The organism is Lentisalinibacter sediminis (assembly GCF_040706615.1).
Lineage (GTDB): Bacteria > Pseudomonadota > Gammaproteobacteria > Steroidobacterales > Woeseiaceae > Lentisalinibacter > Lentisalinibacter sediminis.
Map to the genome: position 1 here is coordinate 60,246 of NZ_JAPDRF010000008.1, position 22,436 is coordinate 82,681.

Below are 22,436 nucleotides of genomic sequence, written 5' to 3' on the forward strand. Positions count from 1 at the left end.
GGATCATGACCACCAGATTGTGAACAGGACACAGGCGGTCGCCCACAGGCAACCGATCGTATGACTGGCGAGCGTGAACTCGATGGCGCCGAGCACGCCGGCCGGGTCCGAGCCGGAACGGCGCACAGCGCCGGCCACCCGCAGCGAGAGCGCCAGCAGCACGAATGGCACCGCGGGCGCCAGCAGCGGCAGTTGGCCTGCCACCGTGAGCCACAGCGTCGCAGCCGCCGCGATCAGGTGCAGGCCCACGTAGATGCCCGCCGTCGCCGTGCGCCCGAAGCGCACCGGCAGGGTGGCCTTGCCCACGGCGGCGTCGGCATCCAGATCCGGCACCTCGTTGATGAGCACGATCGCCGCCACCCAGGCGCTGACCGGCAGGGCAAAGACGATCAGCGGGAGGTCGACCACCCCCGTCTGCAGCCAGGCGGCGCCGCTCACCGGCAGCACGCCGAATGCAATGCCGATCGCCAGCTCCCCGAGGCCCAGCGAGGACAGCCGCACCGGCCCGAGGGAATAGACGATGCCGAGGGCAATGCCCGCGAGACCGAACCACAGCACGCCGATGCCCCGCAGCCACATCAGTGCGAGACCGATCAGCGCCGCGATCGCCAGCAGCTGGATGCCCCAGCGGGCCATCTCGCCCGCGGACATGATCTGGTTCTGGATGAAGCGCGAGCCGCCTGTATAAGGATAAATCCGGCTGGTATTGCGCCGGTCGCTGCCACCGGTCTCGTCGCCGACGTCGTTCAGCACGTTGCCGGCGCCGTGCACCAGCATGGTCGCGACGAGGGCGAGCAGGGCCACCACGACATCGATGCCGCCGGCCTGAACGGCGCCCCAGGCCGTGCCCGCGACCACCGGCAGGACGGACGCGGGGAAGAATTTCGGGCGGGTCGCGTGGAACAGGCGCTTGAGCCGGCTGTCGCCGAAATCGGCGGCGCGCGGCTCGATCACAGCCGTCTTGTCCGCGCTCATCTCCATACCCCCCGAAAACACATCCTGCCTCTGTCCATTACCCGGTTCCTCCGCAAAAAACGGGCCGCTGAGCCTCCCGCCCGGCGGCGCGCGGCACAGTGTAATGGATTTCGCGTACCAACCGGCCCGGCATCACCCCGCCGACGACCTGGGGAACCACGGATTCACCCCTCCGCTGCCTAAACTTACCGGCCGCTGCGCGTATGAGAATAGGCGTTATTACTTACGGTTAGCGGGGCCCCGTATGGTTATCCTCGGCACTCGGCGCAGTCTTGCGTCATCGGTAATCCAACGCCGCGCGAAGGGGGTTTACGCATGTGTCTCGCAGTCCCGATGCAGATCAAGTCCATGGACGAGTTCAGCGCTCGCTGCGAGGCGAAGGGCGTCGAGCGCGAGGTGAGCCTGTTCATGCTCCGGGACGAGAGCGTGGAGCCGGGCGACTACGTCCTGGTACACGTAGGCTACGCCATCCAGAAAGTCACGGCAGAAGAGGCGGCTTCCAGCTGGGAGCTCTTCGACCAGGTCCTCGCGGCAGCCGATGCATGAGCTGTCCGTCTGCCAGGCTCTCATCGGGCAGGTCGAGACCATCGCCCGGCGTGAATCCGCGGCCCGCGTAACCGCCATCCACCTCGCCATCGGCCCGCTCTCGGGCATCGAACCCGAACTGCTGCGCCGCGCCTGGCCCCTGGCGGCCGGCGCCACCATCGCCGAGGAGGCGGAACTCCTTATCGAGGCAGCCGATATCCGGGTAGAATGCTCGGTCTGCGGCGCCGAGTCCGCGGCGAAGGCCAATCGGCTGCTATGCGGTGAATGCGGCGACTGGCGCACCCGGCTGGTGAGTGGCGACGAGATGCTGCTGACCCGCCTAGAACTCGAACGCACCGGCGGCGTCCAACAGGAAGACACGGGCGCCACCACGGAGGACTCCAGACATGTGTGATACCTGCGGCTGCAACATCACGGCCGGCAATCAGCACCTCATCCGCCCCGGCGGCAAGTTCGAGCGCACGGCGAGCGGCGCCGAGTCCGTGGACGTACTGCGGGGGCTCCTGAGCGAGAACGACCACCAGGCGACCCACAACCGGGAGCATTTCGACGGCCACGGCGTGCTGGCGGTCAACCTCATGTCCTCGCCGGGCGCCGGCAAGACCGCGCTGCTGGAGGCGACCATCCAGGCGCTGGCCGGGGAACTCCGGGTGGGGGTCATCGAGGGTGACCTCGAGACCGAGAACGACGCCGAGCGCATCCGCCGCCACGGCGTCCCCGCCATCCAGATCGCCACCGGCACCGCCTGCCACCTGGACGCACACATGGTGCACGACGCCGTGCACGAATTGTCGCTGGACGAGCTCGACATCGTCTTCATCGAGAACGTGGGCAACCTGGTGTGCCCGGCCAGCTTCGACCTCGGCCAGCATCGCAACATCACGCTGCTGTCCGTGCCCGAGGGCGACGACAAGCCGGCCAAGTACCCGGTGATGTTCCGCGCCGCCGACCGGATCCTGCTCACCAAGAGCGACCTGCTGCCGGTGCTGGACGACTTCGATCCGGAGCGGGCCCGCGCCTGCGTACGGGATCTCGCCACACCCGCCGTCATGCAGACCGTCTCCGTGAAGAGCGGCGAAGGCATCAGCGAGTGGCTGGAGTGGCTCCGTGCCGAGCACGCCGCTCAGAGCGAGCGGGTGGCAAGGGGCGAGTCGGCCCGCCCGGCGGTGCAGCCCGACGGCGCCCATCTGCACGCCGACACCGGCGCCACCGCCCGCTAACGCTAACCCGTCAACCGCCAACAGTTCGACCGCAATCGCGACGAGCAGGGGGATACCGACATGGCACACGACGCGCGCTACTGGCTGGACCGGCTGAAGGCCCTCCCGCTGCCCGATCGCGTCCGCATCATGAACGTGTGCGGCGGCCACGAGCGCTCCATCACGAGCGCGGGACTGCGTACCGCCATCCCGCCCCAGATCGAGCTCATCCCGGGGCCCGGCTGCCCCGTGTGCATCTGTCCCGAGGAAGACGTCTACGAGGCCATGCAGCTCGCTCTGAACGAGGACGTGATACTGGTGGCCTTCGGCGACATGCTGCGGGTGCCGGTCAACGTGCCGAAGCGCGAACCGCGATCGCTGGAACAGGCCAAGGCCGCAGGCGCCGACATCCGGCCCATCGCGAGCCCCACGGAGGTGGCCGCCGTCGCCCGGGACAACCCGGACCGGCAGGTGGTCTTCTTTGCCGCCGGCTTCGAGACCACCACTGCGCCGGTGGCCGCCATGCTGGCCGAGGGCGCGCCGGACAACCTGAGCGTGCTGCTCTCCGGCCGGCTCACGTGGCCGGCGGTGGCCATGCTGCTCGAGTCCGGCGAGCCCGGCTTCGACGCCCTCATCGCACCCGGCCACGTCTCCACGGTGATGGGGCCGGAGGAATGGGCCTTCGTGCCGGAGAAGCACGGCATCCCGGCCGCGATCGCCGGCTTCCGCGCCGACACGCTGCTGGCCGCGATGTACTCGGTACTGCGCCAGCTCATCGAAGACAAGCGCTTCCTGGACAACTGCTACCCCGAAGTCGTGCGCCCGGGCGGGAATGCCGTGGCCCGTGAGTGCCTGGACCGGGTCATGCACGTGCAGGACGCCACCTGGCGCGGCATCGGCGTGATACCGAAGTCGGGCTATGGCCTGCGACCGGAGTACGAGCAGTGCGACGCACGGCTGCAATTCCCCTCCTACGCGGACGACTCGCGCAAGCGGGTGGGCGAGATGCCGCCGGGCTGCGACTGCGCCAAGGTGGTGCTCGGCAAGATCTATCCCAACGAGTGCCGCCTGTTCGGCGCCGCCTGCACACCGCGCAAGCCAATCGGACCGTGCATGGTCTCCGACGAGGGTGCCTGCCGCATCTGGTGGTCCGCCGGCATGCGCGAGAATGTCTGGGAAGGTCGCAAGAAAGCCGGCACCGCCGCCGGCTGAGCGGGTGGCGCCCGCTGCCGCCCGTGAGACGCGCCGGATCTGCCTCACGGGCCACGTCCAGGGCGTGGGCTTCCGCCCGTTCGTCTTCCGACTCGCGCACGAACACGGCATCGCCGGATGGGTCCGCAACCAACTGGGCGAAGTGGAGCTGCGGGCTCAGGGCGCGCCCGGCGCGGTCGCCCGCTTCCGCGACGCCCTGATCGCCGACGCACCACCCCTGTCCCGCCCGGAGCTAAGCGCCGACGAGGCCGTGGACGAGGGTGAGTTCGACGGCTTCCGCATCCTGGAGAGCGCCGCCTCCGAATCCCCGCGCATCTTCGTGCCGCCGGACTACTTCATGTGCGAGGACTGTCGGCGCGAGCTGGCCGACCCCGCAGACCGGCGCCACCGCTATCCGTTCATCAACTGCACCCAGTGCGGGCCCCGCTATACGCTGATCGAGGCCCTCCCCTACGACCGGCCCAATACCAGCATGGCGGCCTTCCCTCTGTGCGCGGACTGCGAACGCGAATACCTGGACCCGGCAGACCGCCGCTTCCACGCCGAGCCCGTCGCCTGCCCGGTCTGCGGGCCCTCGGTGACGTTGCGCGCCGGTGGCCGGACCCTGGCGGCGCGCGAGGACGCGATTGCCGACGCGGTGGATCGCCTGCGTGCCGGCGAGATTCTGGCAGTGAAGGGCATCGGCGGTTATCACCTGATGTGCGCGGCGGGCGACGCCGGCGCGGTCGCCCGCCTGCGCGAGCGCAAGCCCCGGCCCCACAAGCCGCTGGCCGTGATGTTCCCGCTGGCAGGCCCGGACGGCCTCGAGGCGGTGCGCCGCTCGGTGGACCTGCGGCCGGAGGAGACCGCCGAGCTTCTGAGCCCCGTGCGTCCCATCGTGCTCGCCGCCCGCCGTGCCGACTGCCCGCTGGCGGACAACCTGGCGCCCGGCCTCGGCGAACTCGGCGTCTTCCTGCCCTACAGCCCGCTGCACCAGTTGCTCACCGGCGATTTCGACGCGCCTCTCGTGGCCACCTCCGGCAACGTCAGCGGCGAGCCCGTGCTGACGGATCCCGGGGAGGCGGAGCGCCGCCTGCAGCATATCGCCGATGCCTTCGTGCAGCACGACCGGCCCATCGTCCGGCCCGCCGACGACCCGGTACTCCGGCGCGTGGGCGGCCGGGTGCGGCCCATCCGCATCGGCCGCGGCTGCGCGCCGCGGGAGCTCACCCTGCCCTGGCGCCAGCCCGAGCCGGTGCTGGCCGTCGGCGGCCACATGAAGAACACCCTGGCGCTGGCCTGGGACGACCGGGTGGTGGTCTCGCCCCACATCGGCGACATGGGGACGCCGCGCAGCATGCAGGTCTTCGAGCAGGTGGCCGGCGACCTGCAGTCGCTCTATGGCGTGGAGGCCCGCCGGCTGCTGGCGGACGCTCATCCCGGCTACGACACCCACCGCTGGGCGCGGCGATCGGGCCTGCCCGTGGAGACCGTCTGGCACCATCATGCCCATGCCTCGGCCGTGGCGGCGGAGCACGGCGGCGACGGATCCTGGCTGGTCTTCGCTTGGGACGGCGTGGGCTACGGCGAGGACGGCAGCCTGTGGGGCGGCGAGGCGCTCGTCGGCCGGCCCGGCGCCTGGCGCCGCGTGGCGAGCCTGCGCAGCATCGCACTTCCCGGCGGCGACAAGGCCGGACGCGAGCCCTGGCGCAGCGCCGCCGCCATGCACTGGGCCTGCGGCCTCGACTACACTGACGGTCCTGAGCACATGGATCTCGCGCGCATCGCCTGGGAACAGGGGCTGAACTGCCCCGTATCGAGCGCGGTGGGCCGACTCTTCGACGGCGCCGCCGCCATGGTCTGCGGCGTCGGCACCGCCAGCTTCGAGGCCCAGGGGCCGATGATGCTGGAATCCATTGCCGCCGGTACCGCCGGCGGCCCGGGCAAGGCCGTCGAGCTGCCGGTGGCCGCCGACGGGGCCGGCGTCCTGCGCACCGACTGGGCGCCCCTGCTACCGATGCTCTGCGACGCCGGGCGCACCGCCGCTGAGCGCGCGGCCGACTTCCACGCCTCGATGGCCGAGGCACTGACCGTCCAGGCAGGTATGATCGCGGCAAGGGAAGGCTTCGAACGCATCGGCCTCACCGGCGGCGTATTCCAGAACCGGGTCCTCGCCGACGCAGTGCTGGAGCGCCTCGCGGCCGCGGGCCACACGGCAGTCATGGGCATGGCGCTGCCGGCGAACGACGCCGCCATCTGCTACGGGCAGGCCGCGGAGTTCGCGGCCCGGGCGGGATAGTCAGTCAGACACCGTTAAGACGGGCACTGGCCCTGGTAGCGAATACGGGCACTGGCCCTGGTAACGAATACGGGCACTGGCCCTGATCCAGAAAAAGCGGGCACTAGCCCGATGGGAGAACAATGGAAGACGATCGCATCAGTCTCGCCCACGGCAACGGCGGACGCTTCATGCGCGAACTCATCGACGAGATCTTCGCGCGCCACCTTGCCAACGACGATCTGGACGTGCGCGCGGACGCCGTGCCGCTGAAGCTCGACGAGGGCGAGGTGCTGTTCACCACCGACGGCTTCACCGTGCAGCCACTGGAGTTCCCCGGCGGGGACATCGGCGCGCTGGCCGTGCACGGCACCTGCAACGACCTGGCCGTGGCCGGCGCCCGCCCCTGCTACCTGAGCCTGAACGCCTTCATCGAGGAGGGGCTGGAGATCGCGGTGCTCGACCGGATCATTGCCAGTCTGGCGCGGGCGGCGGCCGAGGCCGGCGTGCGTGTCGCCGCCGGCGACACCAAGGTGCTGCGCCGCGGCGAGGGCGGCGGGCTGTATCTGGCCACCACCGGCGTCGGCGTGCGCCTGCCCGGCGTGAAGCCCTCCTTCGACAACATCCGCGCCGGCGATGCGCTCATCGTCAGCGGGCCCATCGGCGATCACGGCACGGCGGTGATGCTGGCGCGGGAGGACTTCGGCCTGCGCGGCGATCTCCAGTCGGACGCGGCCAGCATCGCGCCCCTGGCGGCGCAGCTGCTGGAGTTCGACGGGCTGCGCTTCATGCGCGACCCCACCCGCGGCGGCCTGGCGACGGTCACCCACGAGATCGCCTCCATCACCGGCCTGGGGGTGCGGCTCCGCGCCCAGGACGTACCGGTGCGCGAGCCGGTGCAGGCGGTCTGCGAAATGCTGGGCTACGACCCCTATTACCTGGCCTGCGAGGGCCGGGTGGTCGCCGTGGTCGACCCGGACCAGGCGGACGAGGCGGTGGCGGCGCTGAGAGCGCTGCCCGGCGGCGACATGGCCGCGCGCATCGGCCACGTCACCGATGCGGCAAAGCGCGTGGTGCTGGAGACCGAGCTGGGCGGCGAGCGTTATCTGGAAGAACTGGAAGACGATCCCCTGCCGCGTATCTGCTAGGCCCGGCGACGGGGCCGGCAGCGGGATGGCGTCGGAGTAGCGGTCATGGGCAGCGAACAGCACGTATCACCGAAGTCGGACATCGAGATCGCCCGTCAGGCCGAACTGCGTCCGATCGTGGAGGTGGCCGGCGAGCTCGGCATCGGCGAGGAGAACCTCCTGCCCTACGGCCACGACAAGGCCAAGGTCTCGCTGGACTACATCCGCACGCTCGGAGACCGCCCCGACGGCAAGCTGATCCTGGTGGCCGGCATCACCCCCACCAGGGCGGGCGAAGGCAAGACCACGGCCACGGTGGGCCTGGGCGACGCACTACGACGCATCGGCCGCCAGGCCTCGATCTGCCTGCGCGAGCCGTCGCTGGGCCCCTGCTTCGGCATGAAGGGCGGTGCGGCCGGCGGCGGCTACGCCCAGGTGGTGCCCATGGAGGACATCAACCTCCACTTCACCGGCGACATGCACGCCATCGGCGCGGCCCATAACCTGCTGGCGGCCCTGGTCGACAACCACATCTACTGGGACAACGAGTGCGGCATCGACAGCCGCCGGGTCGTCTGGCGCCGGGTCATGGACATGAACGACCGGGCGCTCAGGGAGATCACCGCGGGCCTCGGCGGCGTCACCAACGGTTATCCCCGCACCGACGGCTTCGACATCACCGTGGCCTCGGAAGTGATGGCCATCCTCTGCCTCGCCGAGGGTCTCACCGACCTGCGCCAGCGCATCGGGCGCATCATCGTGGGCTACGACCGCGCCATGAATCCGGTCCATGCGGCGGACCTGGAGGCCGACGGCGCGATGACCGTGCTGCTGAAGGAAGCCATCCAGCCGAACCTGGTGCAGACGCTGGAGCACACGCCCACCTTCATCCACGGCGGCCCGTTCGCGAACATCGCCCACGGCTGCAACTCGGTGCTGGCCACGCGCACGGCGCTGAAACTCTCCGACTACGTGGTGACCGAGGCCGGCTTCGGCGCCGATCTCGGCGCCGAGAAGTTCTTCGACATCAAATGCCGCAGCGCCGGCCTGAAACCCGACTGCGCCGTGATCGTCGCCACCATCCGGGCGCTGAAGATGCACGGCGGCGTCACCGAGGACAAGCTCGACCACGAGAACCTGGTGGCGGTGGCGAAGGGCTTCGACAACCTGGCCCGGCACGTGGAGAATACCCGCGGTTTCGGCGTGCCGGTGGTCGTCGCCCTGAACCGTTTCTCCACCGACACGAAGGCGGAGTTCGACATGGTGCGCCAGGCCTGCGCCGAACTCGACATCCTGTGCGTGGCCTGCGACCACTGGGCGGAAGGCGGCGCGGGCGCCGTCGAACTCGCCGAGGCGGTGGTCGACCTGGTCGAGCGGGACGGCGCCGAGTTCCGCTATCTCTATCCCGAGGACATGCCGCTGTGGGACAAGATCCGCACGGTGGCTCAGAACATCTACCGCGCGCAGGGCATCATCGCCGACCAGAAGGTGCGCGACCAGATCGCCCGCTACCAGGAGACCGGCTACGGCCACTTCCCGGTGTGCATCGCCAAGACACCCCTGAGCTTCACCACGGACCCCAACGTCAAGGGCATTCCGAAGAACCACGTGGTACCCGTCCGCGAGGTGCGGCTGGCCAATGGCGCCGGCTTCCTGGTGGCCATCTGCGGCAACATCATGACCATGCCCGGCCTGCCCCGCCGCCCCGCCGCGCGCAACATGCGCATCGACGCCGACGGCAACGTGGATGGCCTCGCCTGAAGACTGTAGGAGGGCCTTCAGGCCCGAACTTGCCTTCTATTGGCGCAGGCCCGCCATCGGGTGGGCAAGGGTCGCGGGGACGCTCAGTCGGACGTCCTGTCCTCCTTCGCTTCGGCCAGGCCTCCTTCCCGCCGTCCTGGCTCCAGTCGGCCCGGACGACCCCGCAACCCTTGCCCACCCGCTGACGGGCCCCTAGCCGAGAGGTCTGGCACCAGTCAGCAGGCGTCACTGACTGGCGGATCTTCTCGGCTACCGCGAGGCGGCCGTCATGCGGGGGTATCCATCGCCGCGACCTTTTGTCGGGAGCAAGATGGATACCCCCGCAGGGCGGCCATAAAAGAACGGGGGTCTGGCAGGGCGTATCGGGCCTGAAGGCCCTCCCACAGCGGTTCGCAGACCGATCCTTCAGCCCTCCGAGCGCGATTTTGCTATCCTTCGCAGCGTCATTTCGGGAGAGTAAACATGGCTGACCGGCAGAAGATTTTCGTCATCCTGGACCCCACCACCATGAACCAGCCGTCCCTGGTCATGGCCGAGACCATCGCCGCCGACGAGCAGGCTTCGGGCGCGGCCGACGTCGCGCTGCACCTTTATTGCTGCATAGCGGAAGAAGAGGTTCGGCGGCCGCCGAATCTCGACGATGCGACGGCCATCGCCGAGGAACTGTCCCGCATCGAGAGCTGGGTGGAACGGCTGGCGGAGCATGGCCGTTCGAAGGGCCTGCAGGTCGGCACCGAGGTGGAGGTCAAGGCGGACTGGCGCCAGGCAATCGTGGATGCGATCGCGCGCGGCTCAAGCACGCTGGCGGTCAAGAATATGACCAATCAGTCGCGTCTCCGGCGCTGGCTCAAGGAGACCTCGGACTGGCGGCTGCTGCGTGACGCAAAGTGTCCGGTGCTGCTCGTGAAGTCCTATGCTCGCCGGCACATCAAAAAGGTTCTCGTCGCCATCAAGCATCGACCGGAGACCGACACCTATCGCGCCGCGAACGATCGACTGCTCGAAGCCGGACGCCGGATCGCCACCAACGTCGGCGCGGAACTCAATGTCGTCACGGTTTACCCGGACACGAGCGACTACCCGGACCGGCAACGCTTCGCGGATCGCTGCGGCCTGCCCCGCAACCAGGTCCGGGCGGAGATGGGCAAGCCCGAAGAGGCGATTGCCACGGCGGCTAGGGAACTGGAGGCGGATCTGGTCGTCATCGCACGCGTATCGCAGCCGGACACCGAGACGAAGCTCGGGCACACCGCCGAGAGGGTCATCGACGGCCTCTACTGCAATATCCTCGTGCTGCCGATGAGAGAGGAATCAAAGGCCTGACCGGCCGCGCGCCGGCCCGGGGCGTCACCCCTCGAGCCGTTCGGCCCGGCGCACGATCTCCCGCACGGCGCCACCGACGAGCGGCCCGTAGAATGGCAGGTGCGCGTACCAGTACAGCAGCCCCCAGATGCCGGCGGGGTGCCAGTAGCAGCAGAGCTCGACGACCCGTTTGCCGCACGATTCGCCGTCCCGCTCCCGGATGGTGAATTCCTGCAGGCCCGAGCCCGGCGCCCGCATCAGCATCGACCAGGTGATCCGCTCGTTCGGCTCGATCCCGAGCACGCGCCAGCCATCGACCACATCGCCCATGCGCACGGCGTCGGGGTCGCGCCGACCCGTACGGAAACTGGGTCCGCCGATCAGCCAGTCGAAGACGCGACGCAGCCACCACAGGAAGCGGTACGAGAAGAAGTCGCCGTCGGCGCCGAATCCCTGCAGCACGCGAAAGATCGACTCCCGGCTCGCCGTGGTCTGCGCTTCCCCGCAATAGCGCTTGGCGTAGAACGAGTATTCCGGGTTCCAGTCCCGGCAGGCGATCGACCCCTCCACCCAGCGCGCCGGCACGTCGTGGTTCTTCTCCGCCTCCAGCGTGGCAGCGACAGATTCGCGAAAGGTGAGCAGCCGTTGCGGGACGAGGCGGCGGATCTCTTCGTCGTCGCCAACGTAATCGTGGGCCAGGCCCTCGACCAGCGACATGGCCGTGGTCGGCGGCACCGAGGTCACGAAGTAGAGCCAGTAGCTCGATAGCTTGGGCGTCAGCACCGGCACCGGGATGACCAGCGGGTTCTTGCCGACGAACCCGGCGTAGATGTCCATGATCTCCTGGTAGGTCAGGACGTCGGGTCCCGCCAGTTCGAATGTCTGATCGCCCTCGAGCGGCAGGTCTGCCGCGGCGATCGTATAGGTGAGAACATTGTCCAGCGCGATCGGCGTCGAGCGCCTCCGCACCCACTTCGGCGTGATCATCAACGGCAGGTAGTTCACGAGGTCGCGGATGACCTCGAACGCGGCCGACCCCGGGCCGACGATCATCGCAGCCTGCAGCTCGATGACCTGGATATCGCCGTCGCGGAGCGCATCGCCCACCACGGCGCGGCCTTCCATGTGCCGGGATCGCTCCTCTTTCGGCATGATGCCGCCGAGGTAGACGATGCGGCGCACGCCGGCGGCCTCGCAGGCCCTGCGGGCGTTCTCTGCGGCGCGCCGTTCGACGGGCACAAAGTCGCCGCCGGTCCACATCATGTGCACGAGGTAGTAGACGACGTCGGCGCCCTCGAGCACCGGCGCGAGAGTCTTCGGCTCGAGCACGTCCGCGGACAGGCAGTCGACGCCCTCCCATTCACGCGCCTCCAGCACGGCGGCATTCCTCGCGACGGCGCGCACGTGCCAGCCCTGGCGGGCCAGTGCCGGCGTGAGGTTGGAGCCCATGTAGCCGCTCGCGCCCAGCACCACTGCAATCCGCCCCGCCCCGTCGGGGAGCTGGTAAGAGGCGACACGATCGTCGACGGCCGGGCTGTCCGCGCTCATTGGGTCATTCTACGGCAGCGTCGCCTGCATTAACGCCTCGGATATTGCTGACATCGAATCAGGCGCGGGCATCATTCCTCGCCTATACTTGAGCACGACCGCCGCCAGGCAGTGGCGGGCACCACATCCATCAGTGGCGGGGGAAGATCATGGGACTGGAAGTCATCGGCGCCGGCGTCGGCCGCACGGGTACCTATTCGCTGAAGCTGGCACTGAACCGCCTCGGCGTGGGCCCGTGTCATCACATGGAGGAAGTCCTCCACAACATGCCGGCCCAGGTGCCGCTCTGGTCGGCGGCCACCGCCGGGAAGCCGGACTGGTCGCAGATCTACGAGGGTTACGGCAGCGCGGTGGACTGGCCCACCGCCGGCTTCTTCCGCGAACTGGCAGGGGAATATCCCTCCGCCCGATTCGTGTTGACGCTGCGTGACCCGGAAAGATGGGCCGACAGCTTCGGTGCGACGATCTATACCCTGCTTGCCGGCAGAGACCAGGCTCCCGAGGAGATGCGTGCCTGGCTGGACATGGCCGCCAGCGTAATCGCCAGGACGGGTTTTCCGCCCGGCCTCGATCGCGACGGGCTGGTCGCGGCCTTCACAGCGCATAACGACGCGGTCAGAGAGGCCATCCCGGCCGACCAGTTGCTCGTCTTCGAGGTCAGGCAGGGGTGGGAACCGCTCTGCGCCTTTCTGGGCATGCCGGTGCCGGATGAAGAATTCCCCCGCACCAATCACCGGGAGGAGTTCTGGGATCGGGTCAACGGCAATATCTGACCGAGGAGATCGACATGGCCACTGAATACACCGGAGGATGCCTCTGCGGAAACATCCGCTTCTCCTGCAGCGCGAATCCCGAGTACACGTTCTTCTGTCACTGCACTGACTGCCAGCGCACCGGCGGCAGTCCGTTCTCCGTGGAACTGATGGTCTCGTCGGAGTCGTTCGACGTGCAGGGCAAGACGCAGACCTACACGGTCGACGGCAACTCCGGCAAGGAGGTACACCGGCACTTCTGCCCCGAGTGCGGATCGGGCCTCTGGGTGGAATGCGACTCCGACCCGGGGTATGTCTTCCTGAAGGCGGGCGCCCTCGACGACGCGGGATGGGTCAGGCCCGACATGCACATTTTCACGACGTCGAAGCAACCCTGGGTGGAGCTGGGAGATTCGCTGCCGCGATACGAGAGAATGCCGCCCGCATAGCCGGGTGTGGCGCTAACCACCCGCTCGCAATTTGACGACCATAAGAGAGAGATCACTGCACGTTTCTATGCCCGGTATTCGGGCAGTAATCGCTTGTCTACTTCTCACAAGTATATAAGAACCGCAACAAACGCCTCTCTGAAGTCAGAGTGTGAACGCATTCCAGGAATCGCTGCACTCCTAGAAAATTTTCATTGCCTTCACATTCGATTAGCGCGTCTTTTCTTTTTTCGCGCGCATCATGCCAACGTTTAGACAATCGAGCAGAATTCTCCGTGGTATCACGAGCTTCAAGGAGCGTGAGGCCGGATTCTTCGATTAGTTGCTCATTCACACCCGGGGGACTAAAGAAATACATTCCCACCGAGCTTCGAGTCTCGATCTCTTCGTTGGAAACTACCCCACCAATGACCAGGGCATCACTGAAAACGAATCGCCCGCCGGTTTTGAGTAACCGTTGCGTGTTGGTTAGAACTTGTTTTCGAAGAGGAACATGACACAGGACATCAGTGGAATAGATGGCGTCGAACGAATTATCTTCATAGGGTAGTTTTTTGGACGCATCATGTTGTTCGAATTCTACGATATCGCTGACTTCTTCATTTTCAGCCAGAGCAGTGGCTGTTTTGACGCCCGATGCATTTATCTCGAACCCTACGATCCGACAGCCGATACGTTTCGCCAAGCCTACAGCGTACCCCCCGGATCCACATCCAATTTCCAGGACCGATGAATCAGCTGACAGCTGAAGTAACTCAGGTATTTCATGAGACTCCGCAGTTGAAACCCAACTCGTTTGCCCGTAGTCCTCCCCATAGGTTTCGCGCCGGATTTCGCTATATGTTTCCAGCGAATAATTACTGTAAGAACTATCGTACAGATCAACATTCGTGGTCATTAGATTTACCCTTTTTTCGTACCGATTGATCTTGCAGGTAAGACGATAGCAAACCGGACTCGGTCAACACACCCTTTCGATTTCCGGAGGCGATACGGAGGGAAAGAATGTCGCGCAAGCCGAGGGGCAAGAGGAGGCCGAACTCAATAGTGATAGGCCGATTAGGAATGCGGAGCAGGGCCTCGATCGAGTTAGAGCAGCTTCTTCATGTACGTATGTTCTTTCGGAATAGAATAAGAGATCCTCAGATTGCTCGAGGTAACCGCGCCGGGAGAATAAAACAAGTGATTCCCCTGTTTACTCTGCAAGTCGGTGATTAGTCTACTGACAGCGTTAATTGCCCGGTCGCGATTCATTCTATCGATCAATGCGATCACGTTGCTGTCCATGTCATGCACGACTGGCCTGGCGATCGCCAAGGACGAAGCTTATGCAGAACCCGATTGGGTGGGAATGCGGCGCGACTTATATAGCCTCATTGGCTGGCAGGTTGCAGCGACCGCTATCATCTATCATGCCCCGTTCGAATATTCGAACTGGAACGAAGAAGAAAAAGACAATCTCGGTTTCGAACAGTGGCGGAAAAACGTAACCGACCCAACATGGGATAAAGACCACTGGGCCGTCAACTACGTACTGCATCCCTATTGGGGGGCCGGTTATTACGTTCGTGGTCGCGAACGAGGTTTCTCTCGCCAGGGCTCATTCTGGATAGCCGTGTTCTACTCTTCAGTCTACGAATTCGGTGTCGAGTCCTTCTTGGAGCAGCCTTCTGTTCAAGATCTTATCGTCACACCGGTAGCAGGAGTAGCATTGGGACTTTGGTTCGACAATATCCGTGGCCGAATTCGGTCGCGAAGTCGAGAGCTACGTTGGACCGAGAAATTCATACTTGGCGTTACCGACCCTCTTGGCGCCTTGAATCAGGGTGTTGCCAGATTGTTCGGCATCGAAACCAATAGCGGGTCGACGCTGTCAGTCAATTTGCGTCCGGTTCTTGCTGCACGTGAGTCGTCTAGAAACGTCCAGCCGCCGGGAACGGACGTCAAGCATGGCGGTAGGAAGTTCGACGGTTTGGAACTGACGTTTCATTATCGATGGTGACGACTTCCGATCCGGTTCGACAGAACATGAAGGCTCGTTTTCTCGTCCTTGGTTGAGAACGAACGAGAGCTGGGCGATGACTTTTTCGCTCGATCCTTTTTATGCCTTTCGGCATTTCACCGGAAACATCTTCTGGAATCGACTTGAAGTCACACGCTCAAGTTAATTCGACGATCCTCTACCTCGTGGGATATCCGCTGTAGAGCGTAGTACGTAGTTGCTCGCGACACGGATCGATCATGCGCGGGTGCCCAAGATACCGACCATCTTCTCCTAACAGCCCGCGGCGTGCGATACGCGAATCTCGATGATTCACGCACAAACAGCTTCGACGAGCGGATCTCACCCATGTTGGAGTGACCACTGAAGTCACTGGTTCGGTTCCGGTAAACTGTCGGTATTCATCGCCGTCGGAGAACTCATGGACACCCTGCTGCAAGTCCTGCTCTACATCATTCTCGTCATCGCGCTGCTGTGGGCGGGCGCCCGCGTCTTTCTGCGCGGTCCCGACCTCGGCCGCTACGATCAGCCCGCCGGCAAGCTCGCGAGTGCAGCCGACCGGCCCGGCGAGGACAACAAGCAGATCAGCCTGCTGCTGAAGGACCTGGAGGGGAAGATCCAGGCGGCGCCGCGCAAGGGACGGCTGCAGACGATCCGGGAACTGGTGGACAAGGGCTTCACCGACGTCATCCCCGACCAGGACCTGGGCGTCGAGCGCAAGACTGTCGATGCCGGCGGCGTCCCCGCCGAATGGGTTGTGGCGCCGGACGCGGACCCGACCCGCCGCCTTCTCTACATCCACGGCGGCGCCTTCTACGTGGGCAGCCCCTCGAGCCACCGCACACTGACCGCGGCGCTGTCCCGTAGCGCGGGCGTCTCGGTACTGGCCATCGACTACCGCCTGATGCCGGAGCATCCCCGCATGGCGAGCATCGAGGACTGCCAGACGGCCTGGCGCTGGATGCTGGAGCACGGGCCGGACGGCGAAAGCCCGCCTGCCGATGCCTACGTGGCCGGCGATTCCGCCGGCGGCAATCTCACGCTGACACTGATCGCCTGGATCCGCGACCACGGACTGCGCCAGGCGGATGCCGCGGTGGCGCTCTCGCCGATCACGGACAGCACCTACTCCAGCCCCAGCATGCGCTCGAATATCGTTACCGACGAGATGCTGGGGCCCATGCTCGGCCCGCTGATGCGGGTGCCGCGCTGGGCGCTGGCCTACGCCACGCTCTACCTGGCTCGCATGAAGCCGCAGAATCCGCTGATCTCGCCCATCTTCGGCGACCTCTCGAACCTGCCGCCGACGCTGATCCAGGCCTCGACCAGCGAGATGCTCACCGACGACTGCCGCCGCTACGTCAACAAGGCGCGGGAGGCGGGTTCCCCGGCGGAGCTGCAGCTCTGGCCGGACATGGTGCATGTCTGGCAGTTGTTCGAGCCGGTCTCCGCCGAGGCGCGGGAGGCCATCGGCCGCATCGCCGAATTCCTGAGCCGCCATCCCGGCCGGCGCGAGAGCGCCGCCGCCTGACGCTTCCACGGTCTCCGTCGGACGAGGATCAGGCGGTGGTCGCACCCCGGCGCTTCCAGATCAGGTAGATCGCGGGTATCACCAGCAGCGCCAGCGCGAGCGTGCTGACCATGCCGCCCACCATCGGCGCGGCGATGCGCTGCATCACCTCGGCGCCGGTCCCGCCGCCCCACAGAATGGGCAACAGCCCCAGTGCAATGGATGCCATGGTCATCACGATGGGCCTGAGGCGCCTGAGCGCACCCTCCTGCACGGCCTCGCGCAGCTCCTCGCGGCTGACGCCGCCGCCCTGCTCCCGGTGCTGCGCCAACGCCAGATCCAGGTACACCAGCATCAGCACGCCGATCTCGACGGCGACGCCGGCCAGCGCGATGAACCCCACGGCGACGGCCACGGAGAGGTCGAAGTCCATCCAGTACAGCAGCCAGATGCCGCCGGTGAGCGACATGGGCACCGTGCCGAGGACGATCAGCACCTCCGTGAGGCCACGGAAGGCCAGATACAGCAGCAACGCGATGATGGCCAGCGTCAGCGGCACCACCAGCGCCAGGCGTTCCTTCGCCCGCTCCATGTACTCGTACTGTCCCGACCAGTTCAGCGAATAGCCGGCCGGCAGGTCCAGCCGCTCGCGCAGGAGCTCACGGGCGGCTGCCACGTAGGAGCCCACGTCGCGGCCCTCGATGTCCACGTACACCCAGCCGGTCAGCCGCCCGTTCTCGCTCTTCAGCATGGGCGGGCCGTCCTCCACTTCCACCCTGGCCACATCGCCGAGACGGATGCGGGCGCCGCCCGGGGTCACCACGGGCAGCTCGCGGATGGCCTCCACGTTCTGCCGCACCGCCCGTGGATAACGCAGGTTCACCGGGAAGCGCTGCAGACCCTCCACGGTCTCGGTCACGTTCATGCCGCCCACGGCGCTCATGACCACCGTCTGCACGTCGGCGATATTCAGCCCGTAGCGGGCCGCCTTGCCCCGCTCGATGTCCACCACCACGTAGCGGCCGCCGGCGACCTTCTCCGCAAACACCGAAGCGGTGCCCTCCACCTCGGGCAGCAGTTCCTCGACGCGCACGCCCAGCCCCTGGATCACTTCCAAGTCCGGCCCGTTGATCTTGATGCCCACCGGCGTCTTGATGCCTGTGGCCAGCATGTCGATGCGGGTCTTGATGGGCATCACCCAGGCGTTGGTCACGCCGGGCAGCCGCACCCGCTCGCGGATCTCGGCACGGATGTCCTCGATGTCATAGCCTTCCCGCCACTCGCTCTCCGGTTTGAAGCGGATCAGCGTCTCGATCATGGTGAGCGGCGCCGGGTCGGTGGCGGTCTCGGCGCGGCCGATCTTGCCGAACACCTGGGCCACCTCGGGCACGCTCTTGATGAGCCGGTCGGTCTGCTGCAGCAGCTGCCCGGCCTCGCCGATGGACAACCCCGGCCGGGTGGTAGGCATGTACATCCAGTCGCCCTCGTCCAGCGGTGGCATGAATTCGGTGCCGAGCCGGCTGGCCGGGTACAGGGCGGATAGCATCAGCAACAGACCCGCCACGACGAACAGCCACGGCGCCCGGCTGACCCAGCCGATCACCGGCCGGTAGGCGGCGGTGAGCGCACGATTCACCGGGTTGGCCTCCTCGGGCCGGATGCGGCCCCGCACGAGATAGCCGATCAGTACCGGTACCGCCGTAATGGCCAGCGCCGCCGAGGCGGCCATGGCCCAGGTCTTGGTCCAGGCCAGCGGCGCGAACAGCCGGCCCTCCTGGGCCTCCAGCGTGAAGACGGGCAGGAAGGACAGCGTGATGATCAGCAGCGAGAAGAAGATGGGCCGCCCCACCTCCGTGGTGGCGCTGGCCACGATCTCCCAGCGGCTGCGCCCGGACTTGTCCTCCGCCAGGTGCTTGTGAGTGTTCTCGATCATGACGATGGCGGCATCCACCATCGCGCCGATGGCAATCGCAATACCCCCCAGCGACATGATGTTGGCGTTCAGGCCCTGCGCGCGCAGGATGAGGAGCGCGGCCAGGATGCCCAGCGGCAGCGTGGCCACGGCCACCAGCGCCGAGCGGGCGTGCAGCAGGAAGATGGCGCAGATGAGCGCCACCAGCAGGAACTCCTCCACCAGCTTGCCCTGCAGCGTGTCGATGGCGCGGCCAATGAGCTCCGAACGGTCGTAGGTGGGTACGAGCTCCACGCCCTCGGGCAGGCTCGGGCGCAGCTCCTCGATGCGCGCCTTCACCGCATCGATGGTCCGCTGGGCGTTCTCGCCGAAGCGCATGACGATGATGCCGCCGGTGACCTCGCCCTCGCCGTCCAGCTCGGCGATGCCGCGCCGCAGCTGCGGCCCAAGCCGGATCTCCGCCACCTCCTCGAGCAGCACCGGCGTGCCTTCCGGCGATATCTTCACCGGGATCTGGCGCAGCTGTTCGAGGCCCTCGATGTAGCCGGTGGCGCGCACCATGAACTCGGTCTCGGCCATCTCGATGACCGAGCCGCCCACCTCCGAGTTACCCCGGCGGATGGCGTCGCGGATGGCCGGCAGGGTGAGGTCGAACGAACGCAGCCGGTCCGGGTCCACCACCACCTGGTACTGCTTCACCATGCCGCCGACGGTGGCCACTTCCGCCACGCCGGGCACGGTCTGCAACTCGTATTTCAGGAACCAGTCCTGGATGGCGCGGAGCTGGGAAAGGTCGTGTTGCCCGGTGCGGTCCACCAGGGCGTACTCGTAGATCCAGCCGACGCCGGTGGCATCCGGCCCGATGGCGGGCCGCGCCTCCGCGGGCAGCCGCGGTGCCACCTGGCTCAGGTACTCGAGCACCCGGGAGCGCGCCCAGTACAGGTCGGTATCGTCGTCGAAGATGATGTAGACGTACGAGTCGCCGAAGAAGGAGTAGCCGCGCACGGTCTCCGCTCCCGGTACCGACAGCATCGCCGTAGTGAGGGGGTAGGTCACCTGGTCCTCGACCACCTGGGGTGCCTGGCCGGGGTAGGACGTCTTGACGATCACCTGCACATCGGACAGGTCCGGGATCGCGTCCACGGGCAGGGTGCGCAGGTTCAGCATGCCCGCAACGGCCAGCGCAACGAGGCCGGCGAGTACCAGGCCGCGGTTGCTGATCGACCAGCGGATGATTGTGCCGATCATCGCCCGGACTCCGTGGCGTCGCCGTCGCCGCCCACGTCATGGCCGCCGTGGTCCATGCCTTCCATGTCGTGGCCCGAGTGGTCCATCTCCTCCATATCGTGGCCGGCGTGCGGATCCGGTTCCTCCAGCCTTGCGAGCGCCTGCTCGCCGCCGGCCTCGGCATCCAGCAGGAACTGCCCCGAGGTCACGACACGGTCGCCCGCGGCCAGACCCTCGAGCACCTCGACGTCGCTGCCGCTCGCGAGTCCGGTCACCACCGGCTGCACGCGGAAGCGGCCGTCGCCGGCATCCAGTACCACGCGCTCGCCGGCGCCGGAGCGGATCACCGCCTCGCGCGGGATGTGGAGCACGTCCGGCCGCGGCTCCCCCTGGATGCGCACCTTCGCCAGCATGTTCGGACGGAGCCGGCCGTCGGCGTTGTCGAAGACCAGACGCAGCCGGAGCGTACGCGTCTTCGGGTCGAGAGCCGGATAGATGTAGGCGATCCGGCCTTCCCAGGTCTCACCCGGGTAGGCCTCGAAGCGGGCATAGGCCGGCAGGCCCTCGGCCATCCAGCCGATGTCCTGCTCGAAGACCTCCACCTCGGCCCAGATGGTCGAGAGATTGGCGATGGTCAGGACATGGGTGGCCGGCGTGACGTAGTTACCGTCCCGGCCCTCCATCGCGATCACGACCCCGTCCTGCGCCGCGCGCCTGGGCAGGTTCTGCTGCACGCTGCCGCCGCGCTCGATGCCGGCAATCTGCTCCGCGGTGAGGCCGAGCGCGCGCAGACGATCCCGCGCTGCGCGGGCAAGCGATGCATTGCCCGAGGCCCGCGCCGTCAGCAGTTCCTGCTGCGCGGAGGCCAGCTTGGGTGAGAACAGCGTGTAGAGCACCTGCCCCGCCTCGACCCGATCGCCGACGCTTGCGACGGCGAAGGACTCGAGCCAGCCTTCCGCCCGCGGGTGATACATGGTCACCGTGGACTCGTCCCAGACGGTGTAGCCGACGGTATCCAGCCGGCGCGCGAACGCCCCTCGCTTCGCCTTTGCAGTGCGCACGCCCAGTGTCTGGCGCACGGCTGAGGAGACGGCGATGCCGGCGTCGCCGCCGCCGGCACCGTCCGCGTAGACGGGCACGAGATCCATCCCCATCGGCGACTTGCCGGGCTCGTCCCGGCGATAGTTCGGGTCCATGGGTGCGACCCAGTAGAGGATCTCCCTCTCGCCGCTGTCGCCGGCTTCGGCCGCGGCGCCGGGCGTCTGATCGCCGTCCGTGCTGCCCAGCCAGAAGCCCAACGCGCCGGAGATGGCCGTCACGACAATCACGATGGCCCAGAAAATGGATTGTGGTCTCATGGGAATGTCCTCCCGACGTCGGCGTCGATGCCCGTCAGCGCCTCGATGCCGGCGACGGTCATCAGCCGGTCGGCGCGCGCGCGGGCGAGCGTGAGTTTTGCATCGAGCAGAGCCGTCTCCGCGTCGATCACGTTGGCGAATTCCCCGCGGCCGGACTCGAAATCGGCGCGGGCGGCGTCCAGTCCCTGCTGCGACAGGGGCACGATCCGGTCCCGGTAGAGCGCCACGGTCTGCTCCGCCTCGTCGAGGCGGGCGAGCAACGAGCGCAGTTCGGCGCGGAGCCGGAACGCCAAGTCCTCCCGCTCGGCCTGCAGGCGGTCCTGTTCGAGCTCCGCGGAAGAGACCGCGGAGCGCCGCCTGTCGCCGCCGAACGGCAGGTTGATCTCGGCGCCGACCTGCCAGCGCTTCTGCGCCGGGTCCAGCGTGCCGACATAGCCCGTGTACACGCGGAAGTCGGGCCAGTAGTCCTTGTGCGCCAGCTGCAGCCGGGCGCGGGCGCCGGCGAGCGAGGCATCGATCCGCGCCAGCGCCGGATGGCTCGCGACGAGCGCATCGGCCAGCTCGGACTCCGGCGCCACCACAGGCGTCGGCGGCATGGGTGCCGGGTGCGGCAGCGGCGCATCGGCCGGTTGTCCCCGCAGGGCGTTGATCTCGGCGATGAGCGCAGTGCGGCGCTGCGCGAGAGCGAGACGCTGATGCTCGAGCCGCAGCGCCCGGGTCTGCACGCGCAACAGGTCCTGTTGCAGTCCCATGCCCGCGGCGTACTGCGCCTCGGCCACGGGCTCCAGCTCTTCGACCAGGCGAATCTCCTCCGCACTGCGGGCCAGCGCCTCGTGCACATACCACCATTCCGCCCAGAGCCTTTCGGCCCGGGCTGCCAGCTCCCTGGCGAGCACGCGCTCGGATTCTCCGGCAACCTCGGCCACGGCCAGCGCGACATCGCCGCGCAGCCCGCGCTTGCCGGGCCAGGGCAGGCTCTGGCTGACCTGGATCAGGCCCCGGCCGTCCACCCGGTGGCCGAAGGTGTTTGGCGCCGTGCCCAGCATGAGGCGCGGATCATCGAGGTCGTCTGCCGCTTCGGCCTCGCTCAGCAGCGCGGCGGTGGCGGCACGCCGCCCGGCCAGCGCCCGATTCGCGGCGAGCACCTCCTCGGTGAGCATCTCCGCCGTGAGGGCGAGCGGCGCCTCCTCGGCGGCCCAGCCCCGCGGCAGGAATATTGCCGTCAGGCTCAGCGCGAGCAGCATGCCCGCGCAGCGTCGGATAAACATGTGAGGTCTCCGTCATTCGTCTTCGTCCAGT

The 22,436-nt window shown here is 67.2% G+C and carries 18 protein-coding genes; 12 read left to right on the top strand and 6 right to left on the bottom strand.

Going from position 1 to position 22,436, the window contains the following annotated elements; all coding sequences use genetic code 11:
* Positions 1 to 3: 3 nt before the first annotated feature.
* Positions 4 to 975, bottom strand: a complete 972-nt coding sequence (menA, locus tag ACJMKX_RS16800; protein ID WP_405227975.1) for a 1,4-dihydroxy-2-naphthoate octaprenyltransferase — start codon at positions 973 to 975, stop codon at positions 4 to 6.
* Between the two features lie 315 nt (positions 976 to 1,290).
* Here menA and ACJMKX_RS16805 point away from each other — a divergent pair, with 315 nt between their 5' ends.
* The 8 genes from ACJMKX_RS16805 to ACJMKX_RS16840 all read left to right on the top strand — a co-directional run bounded on the left by ACJMKX_RS16805 (position 1,291) and on the right by ACJMKX_RS16840 (position 10,400).
* Positions 1,291 to 1,521, top strand: coding sequence for a HypC/HybG/HupF family hydrogenase formation chaperone (locus ACJMKX_RS16805; protein ID WP_405227977.1), 231 nt, complete (start codon positions 1,291 to 1,293; stop codon positions 1,519 to 1,521).
* Positions 1,514 to 1,915: a hydrogenase maturation nickel metallochaperone HypA/HybF gene (locus tag ACJMKX_RS16810; RefSeq protein WP_405227979.1), complete on the top strand. Its 402-nt coding sequence runs from the start codon at positions 1,514 to 1,516 to the stop codon at positions 1,913 to 1,915. The genes ACJMKX_RS16805 and ACJMKX_RS16810 overlap by 8 nt, the downstream gene beginning before the upstream one ends.
* Positions 1,908 to 2,741 carry a hydrogenase nickel incorporation protein HypB gene (gene hypB / locus ACJMKX_RS16815; protein ID WP_405227981.1) on the top strand — a complete coding sequence of 278 codons (834 nt, stop codon included), beginning with the start codon at positions 1,908 to 1,910 and terminating at the stop codon, positions 2,739 to 2,741. Before ACJMKX_RS16810 ends, hypB begins: the two co-directional genes overlap by 8 nt.
* Before the next feature lie 60 nt (positions 2,742 to 2,801).
* Positions 2,802 to 3,932, top strand: coding sequence for a hydrogenase formation protein HypD (hypD, locus tag ACJMKX_RS16820; protein WP_405227983.1), 1,131 nt, complete (start codon positions 2,802 to 2,804; stop codon positions 3,930 to 3,932).
* Entirely contained in the window at positions 3,889 to 6,210 is a 2,322-nt protein-coding gene (hypF, locus tag ACJMKX_RS16825) for a carbamoyltransferase HypF (protein ID WP_405227985.1), read from the top strand. The genes hypD and hypF overlap by 44 nt, the downstream gene beginning before the upstream one ends.
* A gap of 122 nt (positions 6,211 to 6,332) precedes the next feature.
* On the top strand, positions 6,333 to 7,337 hold the full coding sequence (gene hypE, locus ACJMKX_RS16830) for a hydrogenase expression/formation protein HypE (RefSeq protein WP_405227987.1): 1,005 nt from the start codon (positions 6,333 to 6,335) through the stop codon (positions 7,335 to 7,337).
* A gap of 45 nt (positions 7,338 to 7,382) precedes the next feature.
* Positions 7,383 to 9,077: a formate--tetrahydrofolate ligase gene (locus ACJMKX_RS16835; RefSeq protein ID WP_405227988.1), complete on the top strand. Its 1,695-nt coding sequence runs from the start codon at positions 7,383 to 7,385 to the stop codon at positions 9,075 to 9,077.
* Between the two features lie 462 nt (positions 9,078 to 9,539).
* Positions 9,540 to 10,400 carry a universal stress protein gene (locus ACJMKX_RS16840; protein ID WP_405227990.1) on the top strand — a complete coding sequence of 287 codons (861 nt, stop codon included), beginning with the start codon at positions 9,540 to 9,542 and terminating at the stop codon, positions 10,398 to 10,400.
* Between the two features lie 24 nt (positions 10,401 to 10,424).
* On the opposite strand, the gene ACJMKX_RS16845 is transcribed toward ACJMKX_RS16840, so the two are convergent.
* Complete coding sequence (locus ACJMKX_RS16845) at positions 10,425 to 11,927, bottom strand: DUF2867 domain-containing protein (protein WP_405227992.1); 1,503 nt, start codon at positions 11,925 to 11,927, stop codon at positions 10,425 to 10,427.
* A gap of 149 nt (positions 11,928 to 12,076) precedes the next feature.
* Between ACJMKX_RS16845 and ACJMKX_RS16850 the strand changes: the two genes are divergently transcribed.
* On the top strand, positions 12,077 to 12,700 hold the full coding sequence (locus tag ACJMKX_RS16850) for a sulfotransferase family protein (protein ID WP_405227994.1): 624 nt from the start codon (positions 12,077 to 12,079) through the stop codon (positions 12,698 to 12,700).
* A 14-nt stretch (positions 12,701 to 12,714) separates the two neighbouring features.
* Positions 12,715 to 13,128: a GFA family protein gene (locus ACJMKX_RS16855; RefSeq protein ID WP_405227996.1), complete on the top strand. Its 414-nt coding sequence runs from the start codon at positions 12,715 to 12,717 to the stop codon at positions 13,126 to 13,128.
* Positions 13,129 to 13,225: 97 nt separating this feature from the next.
* Here the strand turns inward: ACJMKX_RS16855 and ACJMKX_RS16860 are convergent, their stop codons facing one another.
* Positions 13,226 to 14,026, bottom strand: a complete 801-nt coding sequence (locus ACJMKX_RS16860) for a class I SAM-dependent methyltransferase (RefSeq protein ID WP_405227998.1) — start codon at positions 14,024 to 14,026, stop codon at positions 13,226 to 13,228.
* A gap of 312 nt (positions 14,027 to 14,338) precedes the next feature.
* Here ACJMKX_RS16860 and ACJMKX_RS16865 point away from each other — a divergent pair, with 312 nt between their 5' ends.
* Positions 14,339 to 15,130: a DUF3943 domain-containing protein gene (locus ACJMKX_RS16865; RefSeq protein WP_405227999.1), complete on the top strand. Its 792-nt coding sequence runs from the start codon at positions 14,339 to 14,341 to the stop codon at positions 15,128 to 15,130.
* A 421-nt stretch (positions 15,131 to 15,551) separates the two neighbouring features.
* Complete coding sequence (locus tag ACJMKX_RS16870; protein WP_405228001.1) at positions 15,552 to 16,661, top strand: alpha/beta hydrolase; 1,110 nt, start codon at positions 15,552 to 15,554, stop codon at positions 16,659 to 16,661.
* A gap of 28 nt (positions 16,662 to 16,689) precedes the next feature.
* Here ACJMKX_RS16870 and ACJMKX_RS16875 read toward each other — a convergent pair whose 3' ends face one another.
* From ACJMKX_RS16875 to ACJMKX_RS16885, 3 genes are read right to left on the bottom strand one after another with little or no spacing between them, the layout of a single operon-like run.
* Entirely contained in the window at positions 16,690 to 19,800 is a 3,111-nt protein-coding gene (locus ACJMKX_RS16875) for an efflux RND transporter permease subunit (RefSeq protein ID WP_405228003.1), read from the bottom strand.
* Entirely contained in the window at positions 19,797 to 21,137 is a 1,341-nt protein-coding gene (locus ACJMKX_RS16880; protein ID WP_405228005.1) for an efflux RND transporter periplasmic adaptor subunit, read from the bottom strand. Before ACJMKX_RS16880 ends, ACJMKX_RS16875 begins: the two co-directional genes overlap by 4 nt.
* The gene (locus ACJMKX_RS16885) at positions 21,134 to 22,405 is read right to left on the bottom strand and encodes a TolC family protein (protein WP_405228007.1); all 1,272 of its coding nucleotides are present in this window, start codon (positions 22,403 to 22,405) and stop codon (positions 21,134 to 21,136) included. Before ACJMKX_RS16885 ends, ACJMKX_RS16880 begins: the two co-directional genes overlap by 4 nt.
* Positions 22,406 to 22,436: the final 31 nt, after the last annotated feature.